Here is a 15758-nt window from a genome sequence, read left to right on the forward strand (position 1 = left end):
GTTGGGGGCGTCGGTTCCGGTCGCATCAGGTCACCGATTCCGGCGTACGGAAGGCCGTCTGCACGAGATGGGCGTCGTGCAGGTCCGTTCCGACGAGCCGGGCGAGCGAGAAGTCCGCCTGGTAGGCGTTGGCATTGCCCAGGCAGGCAAACGACAGGTTCGCCTTGCGGAACTGGGCCCCCATCAGGTTCGCGCCGGAAAAGTCGCTCTCGCGGAAGTCGGCGCGCATGAGCAGCGAGTCGCGCAGCGAGGCGAGCCGGAAATCGCTGTGCCGGACGTTGGACATCATGAAGTTGCAGGCATGCAGCTCGGCGCGCAGGAAGCAGCTGCGGAAGAGGTCGGCGGTCATCCAGCTCGACTTGGAGGCGTGGACGCCGAAGAAGCTGGCGTGCCGCATCGAGGGCTCGCCGATGAAGCCGCTCTGGCGGATCGTCGCCTTGTCGAAGACCGCCTCGTCGAGGGGCAGTTTGATGAAGCCGACCTTCTCCAGGTGGGCGCCCTTGAAGCGGACGCCGACGGCGCTGCCTTCCAGGAAGGCGGTCTTGAACAGGTGCGCCTTCTTGAAACGCGCCTTGTCGAAGATGCAGCGCATGAAGGTGCATTCGGACAGGTGGGCGCCGTTGAACGAGACGCCCGCAAAGCTCTGGTTGGCGACGGTCCAGCGGACGAGCGTGGCGCCTTCCAGGTCGACGTCGTCGAGCGTCGCCAGCATGAGGTTCGGGCGTTCGATCCGGGCTTTGGCAAAGTTGGCTCCGGTCATCCTGGCCGAGGCCAGATTCGCCTCGATCAGTTCGGCGCCATGGAAGTTCGCGCCCTTCAGGTTGGCGCCGGTGAACGCCGTGCGATGCGCCTTCACGCGGGCGAGCTTGGCGCCCTCGAGGTTGGCGGCATCGAGCATGGTTCCGGTGAGATCGGCACCGGAGAGGTCGGCACCAGACAGGTCGGCGCCTGCCAGATCGCGCCCGGCGAGGTTGTTGATGCCGATTTCGCCGAGGATCAGCCGCCCGAGGCGCTTGGCGCTGCGGGCATCGAGCGGGGGCTGCGGCTCGACCGGTTCCAGCGAGATCAGGCGCGCCTTGCGGTTCCCGTCGATGACCAGAGGCTCCATCAGATCGAACATCGCGGTGAACTCGCGCACCATCGCCTGCGGGTCGGCGGGCGCGCGCGCGGCGGCGTGTCCGGCGATGTCCGCCAGAAGCGCGTCGAAGCCTTCCCCCGGAACGTCGGACTTGAGGATTGGCAGAAGTTCGGCGAGCTTTGCTTCCGACGAGGCGAGCTGCCCGCGCGCAGCGCTCACCGTGGCGGGATCGATCCCCTCGTCCTCCATCCGGGCAAGCATCTCGGAAATCTTGTCGGGCGCGATGATGTCCCGGACTTCCGACAGCATCTCCGACAGGCCGGCGGTCTCCAGCCGTTCGGCGGCCTCGCCGATCTGTCGGCGCGCCTCGAAGAACGGCCTGGCCTCCGGCAGGTCGAGCGCCCGGGCCCGGGCCCGGGCAAACCGGTCCTCGGGAGGCCCGGCAAGCGCATCGGGATCGTCGAAGATCTTGCCGGTGATGAGGTCCTTGGCGGATGCCACCGCAGCATGGACTTCGGCCTGCTGCTCGGGGGACCGATCGGCCAGGGTCGGCATCTGCTCGATGAGCGCGTCGAGCTGTGCCATCGCCTCGGAGCGGTCGACCTCCTCGATGTGGATTTGGCCGAGCGCGCCCGCATAGGCCGGATCGGCCTTGATGTGCGGCGCGATGTCGGCGAGCGAGGGCAGGGCGTCGAGGGCCGCCATCCCGCTCTTGGCGATCATGTCGCGGCGGAGCTGTTCCATCTCCACCATCACCGTGTCGGCGAACTTCTTCTGCTCGGCGAGATCGTCGAGCAGCTCGGCGAAATCGGCCTCGCCCCGCTCGATCTCCTCCTTGGTCGGGACAGCGATCGGCGGGATCTTCGGCATCGGGATCGTCGGAAGCAGGGCCGTCGGCAGGCCGTGCTGCTCGTACTGCTTGCGGATCTGGAAGGCCTGGGCGTCGGAGAAAGCCTGCATCCGCCGCTCGAAGTCCTCCAGCTTTCGTTGCCGGCGGGCCTCCTTCACGGCCGGGTCGATCACCGGTGAAAGCTGGAAGTCCGAAAGAAGATGGGCTGCCTTGGTCTTGGGGTCGCGGCGCAGCGCATAGACTTCCGAGTAGTGCTCGGGGTCGCGCGGCGGATCGGTCATGCGCTCGTAGGCGATCATCACGTCGGCGACGTCGTCGCCTTCGATGTCCTCGACCTGGCAGGAGCCGCGGAAGGCGACGAGCCCCTTGTTCACCGACCCGAAGATCCACACCGTGTCGAGCTTCATCGGGAGCTCGTGCAGGCCGGCCGGCTCGGAGGTTCGCCGGATGAACGCGCGGGCGCGGATGCCGGGCAGCCGCGACTTCACCTTCGGATGGCTGGACGACATGCCCGAGACCCGGATCGGTTCGTCGCCCCGGAAATAGCCGTCGAGCTGCTGGTCCGCCGGTGCGGTCAAAAAATAGCGGGTGTCGAAGTCGGCCGGATATCCCGGGAAGTGCGTCTTCATGTACGCGCGGTTGTAGGTGCCGAGATACTTCTTCCGCCACGGGGCATCCGGCGGGTAGGGGCCGAACCAGGCCGGCGGAGGTGCGTCGTCGATGTCCAGGATCGGCCGCGCGGGGTCCTCCAGATTGGGCAGCGAGGCCTTGTGGCCGGCTTCGTAGAGCTGGCGCCCGCCCGCCCCGCGGCCGACCGGGTTCGCCTCGATGCCCTGGCCGCCGAAGGCCAGCTGCGGCACCAGGGGAATGGAATTGAACTTCAGCGGATCGCTGAACACGGGACCGTGGTCGCCGCGCACCCAGGCCCGGTTGCCGATCGCCATGATCGTCTTGCTGATCGGGCCGACGCTGACGCGGACCAGGAGCTTCTCGACCGGGTGCCCGCCCGGCGGAATGGCGCTGCCGCCGACGATGAGCTCGCCGTTCGGCTTGGGCGTTCCGAGATCGAGGACCGAGCCGGGCGGCAGCTGCTCGGCCGCGGTCGGCCAGAGGCCCATCTCCATCAGGAGATAGTCCGGTGCCAGGAGGTCGAAAAAGCCCAGGGCGGTGACCGTGAAGATCGCGCCGCCCTCATGGGGGGTGCACTTGGTCAGGATGCCGAGGCGCATCGGCTTGATGATGCCGGGCATCGTCTCAGGCCCGCGGCGCGGGAGCAAACGTCCGCCGTGCTGCCGGTGTGATCCGGAAGCCCGGCCGTTTCGCCTGATCCATTGTCGTGGCCCCTGATCGAAATTGCTTAGCCATGCCCCTATTCATAGTAGGTCGTGATCGGCGACAAACGAATGACATCGGACGCCGAAGATCACGGTTCCCGCGGGGTCGCAGGCCGCGATCGATCCGATCGGCGCCGCCGTCGCTCCCGCATGGGCGGGCGACTGTCGTCATTCCGAAGCAAGCGTCCTGCTAGAGAGCGCTGGGCGGGGCGATCGTGATGGTTCCGGCTCACGAACCCGGCGGCGGTCGTTGCGACCATTCGTTGAGCTTGTGTTCATCAATTTCACGTTTCAGCATTGATGGCTCTCGCATTGGCTCATGCGACGCCCTAGGACTGGGCCGAGGCTGGGAGGGAATGGATCAATGCACGTCTTGTACCCACGCGCAGCTGCCGGCCGCGCCCTTGCCGGCGTGGCCGCGATCGGTGCGGTGCTCCTGTCGGCGACGCCGTCGCTTGCCGACTGGTCGCTGGCTTCCGACGGCAACGGCGGCTATACGCTGACCGGGTCGGCCGAGCGTGCCGACAGCGTGCAGGCCCAGTGCGGGCCGGGCGGCAAGCTGTCCTTCTCCTATATCCAGCCTGGCAACTGGGAAGCCGTGCTCGGCACGATCCCGATGACGCTGTGGACGAGCACCGACAGCGGGCCGAAGCACACGATGAGCGTGACGGCGCGGCAGTTCGGCGAAAAGGGCGTCGCCTACACCAACGACAGCGACGTCGCGGCGATCTACGTGGCGCTCCAGGACATGCGCAACGCGCTCGTCACCATCCATCTGGGCGTCGATGCGCAGAGCTACGGGGTGTCCTGGACCGACACGGCGTCGGCCAAGGATTCCACCGTGACCACCCGGACGTTCGCCCGCAAATGCGGGATCGACATCGACAAGCCGCCCGCCGCGCCCAGTGCCGCGGCGCCGGCAGTATCCACTCCGGCCGGACCGAAGTTGCCGGCCCCGGATCTGTCGCCTGCAAACTTGCGCTGATGGTTTCGTAAATGAAAAGTTGCGCGTTCGATGCGTTTTCGAAGGTTACATTTCGCTAATTTGTCACGCCAGTCAGATTTAACGATACTTGTGTCGTACGGAGCTGCCGCCGGACCGGCTGGGCGGCAAGCTTGTTGGGGGAGCTGATCGTGTCTGCCTGGCGCGACCAATTTCAGGACCCGCGCGCCGCGATCGGCGGTGCGGCGATATCCGCCGACGCTCCTGCCGGAGCGCCGGTGCGGGGCGGGGATTCCTTTGCCACGCTCGAGGACGAGTTCCGCAAGCTGGAGACCGAGGGGCCGTCCGCGGTGCATTGGCCGGCGGTGCGCGACCGCGGGCTGGCGATCCTGCGCGAGCAGGGCAAGGATCTCCTGCCGGCCTGCTGGCTCGCCTACGCGCTCTTTCGCACCGAAGGGTTTTCCGGACTGGCGACGGGGCTCCTGATCCTCGACGGGATGTGCACGTCCTACTGGGACGAGATGCAGCCGCCACCGGCCCGTGCCCGTGGGCGCGCCGGCGTGTTCGACTGGCTGTCGGAACGCTTGGGACCGCTCGTCGAGAAGGAGACCCCCGGCCCGTCGGACGATCTCGCGGTGGTGACGGCGTTCGAGGCGGCGGAATCCGTCGCGGCGACGCTCGACGAGAAGCTCGACCTGGAGACGACGATCGCGGTTCTCGTCCGGTCGTTGCGCACGCCGGCAACGACGGCGCGCGGCAGGCTTGAGGCCGCTGCGGCCGAACGGGATCGCGCGATTGCGGCCGCCGAGCAGGCCGCCAGCGGCGACGCGCCCGGCGAAGGCGGCGCTGGCGCCGATGCGCTGCAGGGCGGGCAGCCCGACGGCAGCCAGTCCGGCCCGGCCGGCCAGCCGACGGCACCATCGTCGACGGCACAGCCGCAGGGCTCGGCCGCGCCGTCGAGCGCCGGCGGTGTCGCGATGCCATCCGTCGACCTCTCCTCCGGTGATGTCGGGCGCGCCGTCTCGCAGCTGGCCGATGCCATGCGTCAGGTCGCGCGGATGCTGCGCCAGGCCAATATCGCCGACGCGCGGTCCTATTCGCTGGCGCGCACCGCGATCTGGAGCCGGGTGTCGGAACTGCCCGAGATCGACAACGGCCGCACGGCGTTGCCGGCGCCCGACGGCGACACGATCGCCTTTCTCGAGCAGAGCTTCGCCGCCGGAGCCTATGCCGCCGTGGTGGAACAGGCCGAGGAGATGCAGGCCGACAGCCCGTTCTGGCTGACGGCAAGCCGCTGGTCGGCCAGCGCGCTGCGCAAGCTCGGTCCCGACCACGAGGCGGCCGCGGCGGCGGTGGAGGGGCAGACTGCGGTCTTCATGAGCCGGTTCGCCGATCTGTCTTCCATGAGTTTTGCCGACGGAACGCCGTTTGCGGACGCCGAGACGCTGAACTGGCTGCAGGCCACCCGGTCGGGCGGCGGCGGCGGCGCCGGCGATCCCACGGCCGAGGCCGCGGCGCGGGCGCGGGCGCTGCTCGCCGGCGGCAAGGGCGGCGAGGCGATGAGCCTCCTGGCGGGCGAGGCCAGCAAGGCCCCCTCCGGCCGAGACCGCTTCTCCTGGCAGCTCGCCCAGGCGACGCTGTGCCTGGACGCCGGGCGCATTGCGGATGCGGTCGCACTGACCGATCATCTGATCTCGCGGTCGCGCTCGGTGGATCTCGCCGACTGGGATCCGCGGCTGGTGGCGATGGCGGCCGAAACGCGCCTCAGGGCGCTTCAGCACGAGTCCGCCACGACGATCTTCGCCGAAGACGACCTCGCCCGGCGGAGGGGGCAGGCGCGCATCGATCTCGTTCAGGTCGATGCGGCCAGGGCTTTCGGGGTCGGAGTTTGAATTCGCCAGGACTTGAAGCAGGATAGCAGGATAGACAGACCGGGGAGCCGTGGCGCCCGGGCGAACAGGGGAAGCTCAGAATGTCTAAGGAATCTTCGGTTGCACCAAAGGAACGGGTCAACATCCGCTACAAGCCGGCGACCGGCAACGCCCGGGAGGAGGTCGAGCTGCCGCTCAAGCTCCTCATGCTCGGCGACTACACGCTGAAGGCTGACGAGACGGCGATCGAAGATCGCAAGCTGTCCGACATCAACAAGGACAACTTCAACGACGTCATGCGCAGCCATGACCTGAACATCGATATGAACGTCGACAACAAGCTCGAGGACGCCGCCGAGGGCGCCGAGCCGGAGCAGATGTCGGTCTCGCTCAAGTTCGAGACGCTGAAGGACTTCGAGCCCGAGAACGTCGCCCGCCAGGTGCCGGAGCTCAACCGCCTTTTGGAGCTGCGCGAGGCGCTGGTCGCGCTCAAGGGGCCGCTCGGAAACGTGCCGGCCTTCCGCAAGATGATCCAGGGCATGCTCGACGATTCCGACCAGCGCGAGAAGCTTCTGTCCGAGCTCACCGCGGTGACCGAGGCGAAGCGCGCGGACGGCGAGCCGCAGGCCTGAGTCCGCCGACCCGAGCGGCAGGTTCCGTGACCTGCCGCCCCGCCTGCCACGACGCGTCGCCGGCTGCTTGATGCCGGCTTGTGACTGATCGGACCCACGGTCCGCGACAAGAACCATCGCCCCGATGGGCGTAACCAGGTAATCGAGGGCTTCAAGCCATGGCCGAATCCGAACTCCAGAAGTCGCAGGGTGCGACAACCGAAGAGACGACCGATGGGTCCCTGCTGGATCAGATCCTGCAGGAAACGCGTATGGCGCCCGAGGACGACGGCTATGACGTCGCCAAGCAGGGCGTTGCGGCGCTCATCGCCGAGTTGATGAAGCCGAGCCGGGCCGACGAGAAGGTCAACAACTCCGCCGTCGACCAGATGATTGCGGAAATCGACCGCAAGATGTCCGCGCAGCTGAACGCCATCATGCATCAGGAGCACTTCCAGAAGCTGGAATCGGCCTGGCGCGGGCTGAAGTTCGTCGTCGACCGGACCGACTTCCGGCAGAACATCCGGATCGAGATGCTGAATGCCTCGAAGGACGATCTCCTCACCGACTTCGAGGATGCGCCCGAGACGGTGAAGGCCGGCCTCTACAAGCATGTCTACACCGCCGAATACGGCCAGTTCGGTGGCCAGCCGTTCGGCGCGGTCATCACCAACTACGATTTCGGTCCTGGTCCGCAGGACGTGAAGCTGATGCAGTACACCGCGGCCGTCGGCGCCATGGCGCATGCCCCGGTGATCGGCGCGGTGGCGCCGGAGATGTTCGGGGTCGAGAAGTTCGAGGAACTGCCGAACCTGAAGGACCTGGAATCGATCTTCGAGGGTCCGAAATACGCCAAGTGGAAGAGCTTCCGCGAATCCGAGGACTCGCGCTATTTCGGCCTGACCCTGCCGCGCTTCCTGCTGCGTCTTCCCTACGGCCGCGAGACGGTTCCGGTGAAGAGCTTCGACTTCGAGGAGGATCCGGCCGGCGAGACCGAGAACTACCTGTGGGGCAACACGTCCTACGCGTTCGCGACGCGCCTCACGGACTCCTTCGGCAAGTACCGCTGGTGCCCGAACATCATCGGCCCGCAGTCCGGTGGTGCCGTCGAGGATCTGCCGCTGCACAACTTCGAATCCATGGGGCAGCTGCAGACCAAGATCCCGACCGAGGTGCTGGTCTCCGACCGGCGTGAATACGAGCTCGCCGAGCAGGGCTTCATCTCGCTCACCATGCGCAAGGGCAGCGACAACGCCGCCTTCTTCTCCGCCAACTCGGTGCAGAAGCCGAAATATTTCGGCACCACGTCGGAGGGCCGCGATGCGGAGACCAACTACAAGCTCGGCACGCAGCTCCCCTACATGTTCGTCGTGTCGCGCCTTGCCCATTACGTGAAGGTGCTCCAGCGCGAGAACATCGGCAGCTGGAAGGACCGCAACGAACTGCAGCAGGAACTGTCGACGTGGCTCCGCCAGTACGTGTCGGACCAGGAAAATCCGTCGGCCGAAGTCCGCTCGCGGCGCCCGCTGAAGAAGGCGGACATCGTGGTCGAGGACGTCGAGGGCGAGCCCGGCTGGTACCGGGTGAACATGGCGATCCAGCCGCATTTCAAGTACATGGGCGCCGACTTCACCCTCTCGCTGCACGGCAAGCTCGACAAGAGCTGACCGATCGCCGGATCGGTCCGGAAGACGGCCTTGCCAGGCGCGTCTTCCGGGTCGACCCGGCGCATGACACCAGCGCCGTCGGGATGCCCCGGCGGCGCGCTTCGCCGGACGGGTCAGGGTAATGCGTTACGAACTCACCCTTCTTGAACGTTTGGACGCCGCCCAGGCAGGGCGGCCGGTCGCGCGCGGCAATCCCGACCCGTCGGGGGTGGCCGAAAGCGTGATGACGAACCTGCTGCGCGTGCTGAATGCCCGCGAGGGGTGCTGCGAGATCCGGCCGGACTACGGGGTTCCGGATTTCAACTCGTTCATCGGGCTCTATCCGGACGCGCTTCCCGCCATTGCGCGCACCGTGCGCGAGCAGATCGAGATGTTCGAACCGCGCCTGACCGACGTGGACGTCAATTTCGTGCCGAACCCGGATCAGCCGCTGGCGTTGAATTTCCACATCGAGGCACAGCTCGTCGTCGACGGTGCGCGGCGAAAGGTGTCGTTCGAAACGGTGTTCTCCGACGACGGCCGGGTGATGGTGCGCCGATGAGCTGGAGCCGCGTCCGATGAGCATCAATCGCTACTATGAGGACGAGCTGAGCTATCTGCGCGAGCTCGGGGAGCAGTTCGCGCGCGCCAACCCGAAGCTGGCGTCCTTCCTCGGCCGGGAATCCGACGATCCGGACGTCGAGCGGATGCTGGAGGCGTTCGCCTTCCTGACCGGGCGGCTGCGCCAGCGGCTCGACGACGAACTGCCGGAGCTCGCGACCAACCTGCTGCAGCTCGTCAATCCGCAGCTGCTCAAGCCGATCCCGCCGATGACGATGATCAGCTTCCGGGCCAAGGCCGGGGCCGGGACGGAGCGTCTCGAGGTGCCGCGCAACACGACGATCGCCTCCCAGTCGGTCAAGGGCAGCGAATGCCTGTTCACCACGCGCTATCCAGTATCGGTGGTGCCGCTGGAGGTGGAGGACGTCGCGCTGGAGAACCGGACCACGTCGGCGCGCCTGTCCGCGACGCTGCGGCTCACCGATGCGATCCCGGCCGAGGAGCTGGCCAGGGTGCCGCTGCGGCTGCATTTCGCCAGCGAGCGCGAGCCGATCGTCGGGCGCACGCTGCTTCTGTGGATGCTGCGCTATCTGCGCGAGGTCCGGGTGCAGGTCGGCAGCGGGGCGTCGGTGAAGCTGTCGCCGGACGTCGTGCGGCCGGTCGGGTTCGGGCAGGGCGATGATGTCATCCCCTATTCGCTGAACACCTTCTGGGGTTTCCGGGTGCTGCAGGAATATCTCCTGTTCCCCTCCAAGTTCCTGTTCGTCGACCTGGACTGGGCCGAGGCGCTGCCGGCGGCCTTCGCCGAAGGCACGGACCAGAAGATCAGCATCGTCTTCTCGTTCGCGCGTCCGCTGCCCGACCAGGTGCGGGTGAGCACCCGGCACATCGAGCTCAACGCCACCCCGGCGGTGAACCTCTTCCGCACCGATGCGATGCCGATCCTCGTCGATCCGCGGCGCACCGAGTACCGCGTGCGCGCCCCCCGTCCCGACCAGTCCGTCCACGGCATCTGCCAGGTGTCGGGCTATGTGCAGGGACAGAGCGGCCGGGTCACCTACTACCCCTTCGAGAGCTTTCGCCACGACCACGGCAACCGCGACGACTCCCGCTTCTACTACCGGGCGTTTCCGCAGCCCTCGACGCTTTCCAACGGGATCGATCTCAGCGTGTCGTTCGTCAACGGACGCGAAGAGTTCGTCAGTCCGAAGGCCGAGACCATCACGCTGCGCATCGACGCGACCAACGGCGGCGTCGCCCATCTCCTGCCGATCGGCTCCGTCACCCAGGCGACCGCCGATACGCCGGGCAGCGTCAGCTTCCGCAACATCTCCACCGTCACCCACGAGGTCGCGCCGCCGCTGACCGACGGCATCCAGTGGCGCCTGGTGTCCTCGCTCGCGCGCAACTTCGGGTCGCTGCTTTCGGTGGAAGCGCTGCGGGCGGTGATCGATGCCTACGATTTTCGCGCCGCCTACGACGTGGCGGAGCGCCAGCAACTCGACAACCTCCTCTCCGCCATCTCGGCGGTCGAAGTCGAACCGTTCGACCTGTTCCTCGACGGACGTCCGGTGCGCAGCCGGCGGATCGTTCTGAAGATCAGCGAGAACGCCATCGGCGGAGAAGGGGAACTGTTCCTGTTCGGATCGGTGATGAACGTGCTGTTCGCGGCCTACTCGGCGGTCAACAGCCATCACCTGCTCCGGATTGTCGGCATAGACAGCAACGCGGTGTACGAATGGGCGCCCAGGATCGGGGAAGCGAGTCCGCAGTGAGCGGCGCCGCTCTCGCGGCGCTGGCCAACTACGGGTTCAACAATGCTGTGTCCCGGCTGCAGTCGCAGCTGGACGTGGAAGGCATCGGCGGCGTCGCGCAGCGGCCCGACGCCGAGCGGTTGCGGTTCCGCGCCGCGCGCTCGCTCGGCTTTCCCGCCCGCGAGGTCGCGGAGGTGCGCGAGGCGCCCGATGGCAGCGGCCTCGTCGAGCTGCGGGTGAATTTCCTCGGCCTCTACGGGCCGTCGTCGCCGCTGCCGCCCATCTACACCGAGCGGATCCTGCAGTCCGACGTCGACGATTCGGTGCTGGAGGATTTCCTCGACTTCTTCAACCATCGCCTGATCTCGCTGTACCGCCGGATCTGGGCGCGCTGGCGCTATCATCTGCGCTATCGGCACGGTGGCGACGATCCGATCTCGGCGCGGCTGCTCAGCCTCTACGGCGCCCCCTCGGCGAAGGGCCAGCGCCGCGCGGATCCGGAATCCGCCCTGTTGCTGCCGCAGATCGGGCTGCTGGCGCTCTACAGCCGGTCGTCCGACGTTGTCGCGAGCATCCTGACGCATCATTTCAACGTGCCCATCGAGGTGCGCGAGTTTGCGACGCGCGAGGTGCGGATTTCCCCGGCTGACCGCGGCCGGCTTGGAGGATCCATGACGCTTGGCCGGAACATGATCATCGGCTCGTCCGTGCACGACAGCCTCGGCAAGTTCCGCGTGCGCGTCGGCCCGCTTTCGATGCCGCTGTTCAAGCAGTTCCTGCCGAGCGGCGAGAACCACGCGCGTCTGCGCCGTCTGATCGAGCTCACCCTCAAGGATCCGCTGGAGTGGGACGTCGAGCTCCTGCTCGAAGACAACCAGGCGTCCGGCTCCAGGCTCGGGCGCGCGCAGCTCGGATGGACCGGGTGGCTTGGCAGCGTCGAGGGGGCCCCCGAGCCCATTCGGGTGGCCGGCGAACATCGCCCGCTGGTGGCCGAAGAGCCCTCGCCCGGGACCGCCGCATCGCAGACCGGGAGGCAAGCCGCATGAAACTGACGCTCTCCATCCGGTCCGGCCAGGTCGGCGGTCTGAAGCGGGGTCTCGAACACACCTTCGACGAATCCGGCGGCGTGATCGGCCGCAACGCCTCGTGCGACTGGCAGATCGAGGATACGACCCGGACGCTGTCGGGCCGGCATGCGACGATCACCTTCCGCGACGGCCATTTCTACATCACCGACACGAGCACCAACGGGGTGTTCGTCGGGGGATCGTCCGAGCCGCTCGGGCGGGGCCGCTCGGCCGAGATCAGCCAGGGCATGCGCTTGAGCTTCGGCGACTACGGGGTGGTCGCCGCCCTGCAGGAAAGCGAGCGGTTCGCGGACACCCGCGCGGCGCCGCGCATGTCGATCGCACCGGAGGCGCCGTCGCGCGGCCTCAGTACGGATCCGCTCGACATGCTGGGCGCGGGAACCGACCACGAGGCGCTTTCGGTCGTGCCCGAACGCGCCCGCCCGGCGGCGCCCCAGCCGGCCCAGAGGCGATCGGGCGAGGGCGGCCGCAAGGGCAGGGACGACACGCTCGGCGCCTTCTTCGGATCGACGGCACCGCAGCGCAAGGACGATCCGTTCTCCGATCTCGGCACGTCGTCGACCAGCCTGCCGCGCGGCTCCGACGGCGGTCGGGTCGGGACGGATTGGCTGTCTGCGGACCCCGGCTACGGCGACGGCAACGCCACCACCCATGCGCCGCAGATCCCGCCCGAGGCCGCGCCGGTTCCCGTCAGGCCGACCGACCTCGGCACCCGCCTCAGCGACGCGCTGGCGACCGAACTCGGCGAGCCGTTCGCCGAGCCCGTTCGCCCGTCGGTCCGCCAGATCCCGCGCGATGCGACCGAGATCACCTCCTACGGCACCCAGACGACGTCGCGGTCTCCCGACGACGGCGGCGGCGGGGAGGCGGCGCTTCCCCACGACCTGTCCTGGGAGGACCTTCTCGGCGCAGGCGGTTCTGCCGCGGCGGCGCCCGGCAGCTTCATCGCCCCGATGAGCCCGCCCGCGTCCGGACAGGCGGCGGTCCCGCCGCTGCCGCCGATGGAGGAACTGCTCGGCGCCCCTCCGGCGCCCGGCGCGGCGACGTCGGTTCCGCCTCAGCCGGCGGGCCGCGATGCGACCTCGGTTTCGGCGACCGCCCGGACGGACGTGCCGCCGGCGCAGGACGCCAACCCGGCCCGGCGCCCGCGGCGCGCGCCGGGCAACAATCTGCTGTCCGACCTGGTGACGCCGGCGACCGGCGGCGGCGCCCGGCGCGAGACGCCGGCCGGCAACTCCCTCGACCCCGTGTCCGTCCTGCGCGAGCGGGCCAGCCACAGGGCGGCCGCCACCCAGTACGCCGCGGAAGCCCAGGCGCCTGCACCCGCCGCTTCGCCGATGCCTGCGCCGGCGGTGGCCGCGGTCGGCGGCGTCTCCTATGATACGGTGCTGACGGCGGCGGGGATCGATCCGGCAACGGTTCCGGAGGCCGATCGCGAGGCCGTGGCCTGCGAGATCGGCCGGACCGCGAAGGCGGCTGCCGCGGGGCTCGTCGACGTGCTGGCCGCCCGGCGCCTCTTCAAGGAGGAATTCAGGCTCGACCGCACCCGCATCCGTCCGGAGAAGAACAACCCGTTCAAGTTCTACAAGACGGGTGCCGAGGCGCTCAGAAAGGCCGTCGCCGGAAAGGCCGGCGACGATACCGAGACCGGGTTCCTTTCGGTCAGCGCGGGCATGAAGGAAGGGTTCAACGAGCTGAAGGCGCATGAGCTGGCGTCTGTCACGGCGATGCAGGAAGCGATCGCTACGGTGCTGGCGAAGCTCGACCCGGCATCGATCCAGGCCGAGGACGCCGCCGGCGGGTTCTTTGGACGCGGTGACGGAAAAGCGCTCTGGGAGCGTTATAAGGATCTTCACGCGGGCTTGGCCCAGGATCCGGAGGCCACGTCGCGCAAGATCGTTTCGGAGCAGTTCCTGCGCGCCTACGAAAAGACACTCGCCACCCTCCGAGCCAAGGATCGGCCCTGATGACTGAGACGTTTCGAGCCCGTTTTCGCCATTTCCCCTTCGCGGCGCTTGCCCTGGCGCTCGTCGTTGCGGGCTGCGGCGGAGGCGGTCTCTTCAAGAAGGCTCCGACCGCGCTCGACATTACGGTTTCCGCCAATGCGTCGCTCAATCCGAACGCCGACGACGAGTCCTCGCCGGTCGTCGTGCGGATCTACGAGCTGAAGGCGGTTTCGGGCTTCAACCAGGCGGAATTCTTCCAGCTCTACGACGACGACACCAAGACGATCGGTGCCGATCTCGTCGCCAAGGAGGAATATGAGATCGCGCCGGGCACGACCAAGAAGATCAAGAAGACAACGCCCGACGAAACCGCCTACATCGCCGTGCTGGCCGGGTTCCGCGACATCGATTCCGCGACCTGGCGCGCATCGGCGCCGCTGGTCAAGAACAAGGAAAACATCGTCACCATTGAGCTCACCAGCCTTGCCGTCACGCTGACGGCCAAGGAGAAGAAGGCGCTGGGCGTGTTCTGATGACCATGCGACCGCGCCCCTGGACGTCTGTGCCGGCTGTCCGCCGGGGCCGGCGTGTGCACCCACAAACCGTCGTACCCGACGAGGCATGCTGTTAGATGTCACTGACGAGCAGAACGCTTTGGTTCGAGGGGATGTTCATGTCCCCGCAGCACTTCCAGCAGCACGACCGCTGGGTGGAGCGGCTGGTGGACGAGCGCGCCTCCGGGCTCTCGCCCGCGGCCTGGGGCCTCCGCAGCATCGCGATCGACAAGCAGGCCCTCGCCATGGGCCGCATCGTCGTGACCAGCCTGCGGGCGATCCTGCCGGACGGCACCGCCCTGCGCGCGCCGGAAGACGTGGCGCTCCCGCCGGCCAAGAAGGTCTCGACGGGCGATGCGGGCATGCCGGTGAAGCTGGTGCTGCCGCTGCGCGCCGGTGACGGCGTCGAGCTCGGCCGATCGACCGAGTTCGAGCGGATGGTCGCGAGCGAGATCGAGACGCGTGATGCGACCGGTCCGGACCGTCCGGCGGTCCGCATCACCGTCGGTGTGCCCAACGTGCGGATCGCCATCGGCAGCGCCGCGGTGGAAGACTGCTGCGAGCTACCGGTGGGGCGCATCCACAGCGTCGAGCCCGGCGGGGCGGTCGAACTCGACCGGTCGTTCATGGGGCCGTGCCTCGACATCCATGCCGTGCCGGCGATCCTGGAGGTGACGCGCGAGACCCATCGCCTGCTGAGCCAGCGCGGAACCTATCTGGCGGAACGGGCCGGCCCGACGCAGAGCGACAGCGACACCGCCGGACTGCTCGACATCATCCTGCTGAGCGTGATCAACCGGCAGGAACTGCTGTTCCAGCATCTGTCGCAGATGCCGGGAACGCATCCCGAGGCGCTCTACCGCGCGATGATCGCGGTGGTGGCCGAGCTGACGGCCTTCCTGGGCCAGGTGCGGCGGCCGGACGAGATCCCGCCCTATATCCACGAAACGCCGGAGGCGGTGTTTCCGCCGCTCCTCGTCCGGGTGCAGCAGCTGCTCGCCAGCGTGACGGAACGCAAGGCGATCCGCATCCCGCTGGAGCAGAAGAATTACGGCATTTGGATCGGCCAGATCGCCGATCGGACGATCTTCACCGGCTGCCGGCTCATTCTCGTCGCCACGGCCAGCGTGCAGAGCGAGAACATGAGCCGGGAATTCCCGGTTCGCACCAAGGTCGGCCCGGTCGAGCAGATCCGCGACCTCGTCAACCTGCAGCTTCCGGGCATCTCGCTGCGGCCGGTCAACGTGGTCCCGCGCGAACTGCCGGTGCTGCGCAACGGCTTCTATTTCGAGCTCGACCAGTCCGCCGAACTCTGGGGCCGGCTGAAGAATTCGGCCGCTTTCGCCTTTCACGTGAGCGGCGACTATCCTGATCTGCACATGGAATTCTGGGCGGTGAGAACATCCTAGGGCCGATCCCCACCGGGAAATGGCACCAGAAACAATGCGTTGAGCACTTCCTTCCGGTCCGGATCGGGTCGATCTGAACAAGGGATGCTCTGGGACGGCGAGACGGAACGGGC

11 protein-coding genes are annotated in these 15758 nt (G+C 67.8%); 10 read left to right on the plus strand and 1 reads right to left on the minus strand.

All coding sequences use genetic code 11. The features are described from left to right. Positions 1–25: 25 nt before the first annotated feature. Entirely contained in the window at positions 26–3178 is a 3153-nt protein-coding gene (locus tag ACSSVZ_RS00320; RefSeq protein ID WP_453967604.1) for a DUF2169 domain-containing protein, read from the minus strand. 448 nt (positions 3179–3626) lie between these two features. Between ACSSVZ_RS00320 and ACSSVZ_RS00325 the strand changes: the two genes are divergently transcribed. The 10 genes from ACSSVZ_RS00325 to tssK all read left to right on the plus strand — a co-directional run bounded on the left by ACSSVZ_RS00325 (position 3627) and on the right by tssK (position 15645). Next, a complete protein-coding gene (locus ACSSVZ_RS00325) occupies positions 3627–4247 on the plus strand; it encodes a hypothetical protein (protein ID WP_453967605.1) in 621 nt (206 codons plus the stop codon). Between the two features lie 149 nt (positions 4248–4396). Next, positions 4397–6097 carry a type VI secretion system protein TssA gene (tssA, locus tag ACSSVZ_RS00330; protein ID WP_453967606.1) on the plus strand — a complete coding sequence of 567 codons (1701 nt, stop codon included), beginning with the start codon at positions 4397–4399 and terminating at the stop codon, positions 6095–6097. Between the two features lie 80 nt (positions 6098–6177). After that, on the plus strand, positions 6178–6708 hold the full coding sequence (gene tssB / locus ACSSVZ_RS00335) for a type VI secretion system contractile sheath small subunit (protein ID WP_453967607.1): 531 nt from the start codon (positions 6178–6180) through the stop codon (positions 6706–6708). A 158-nt stretch (positions 6709–6866) separates the two neighbouring features. Then, positions 6867–8354: a type VI secretion system contractile sheath large subunit gene (gene tssC / locus ACSSVZ_RS00340; RefSeq protein ID WP_453967608.1), complete on the plus strand. Its 1488-nt coding sequence runs from the start codon at positions 6867–6869 to the stop codon at positions 8352–8354. A 121-nt stretch (positions 8355–8475) separates the two neighbouring features. Next, positions 8476–8895, plus strand: a complete 420-nt coding sequence (gene tssE / locus ACSSVZ_RS00345) for a type VI secretion system baseplate subunit TssE (RefSeq protein WP_453967609.1) — start codon at positions 8476–8478, stop codon at positions 8893–8895. 16 nt (positions 8896–8911) lie between these two features. Further along, on the plus strand, positions 8912–10669 hold the full coding sequence (tssF, locus tag ACSSVZ_RS00350) for a type VI secretion system baseplate subunit TssF (RefSeq protein ID WP_453967610.1): 1758 nt from the start codon (positions 8912–8914) through the stop codon (positions 10667–10669). Continuing rightward, a complete protein-coding gene (tssG, locus tag ACSSVZ_RS00355; RefSeq protein ID WP_453967611.1) occupies positions 10666–11694 on the plus strand; it encodes a type VI secretion system baseplate subunit TssG in 1029 nt (342 codons plus the stop codon). Before tssF ends, tssG begins: the two co-directional genes overlap by 4 nt. Continuing rightward, positions 11691–13703, plus strand: coding sequence for a type VI secretion system-associated FHA domain protein TagH (tagH, locus tag ACSSVZ_RS00360; RefSeq protein WP_453967612.1), 2013 nt, complete (start codon positions 11691–11693; stop codon positions 13701–13703). The genes tssG and tagH overlap by 4 nt, the downstream gene beginning before the upstream one ends. After that, the gene (gene tssJ / locus ACSSVZ_RS00365; RefSeq protein WP_453967613.1) at positions 13703–14215 is read left to right on the plus strand and encodes a type VI secretion system lipoprotein TssJ; all 513 of its coding nucleotides are present in this window, start codon (positions 13703–13705) and stop codon (positions 14213–14215) included. Before tagH ends, tssJ begins: the two co-directional genes overlap by 1 nt. 98 nt (positions 14216–14313) lie before the next feature. Continuing rightward, positions 14314–15645: a type VI secretion system baseplate subunit TssK gene (gene tssK, locus ACSSVZ_RS00370; protein ID WP_453967614.1), complete on the plus strand. Its 1332-nt coding sequence runs from the start codon at positions 14314–14316 to the stop codon at positions 15643–15645. The last annotated feature ends 113 nt before the right edge of the window (positions 15646–15758 follow it).

The sequence above is a fragment of the Amorphus sp. MBR-141 genome, from assembly GCF_053628695.1.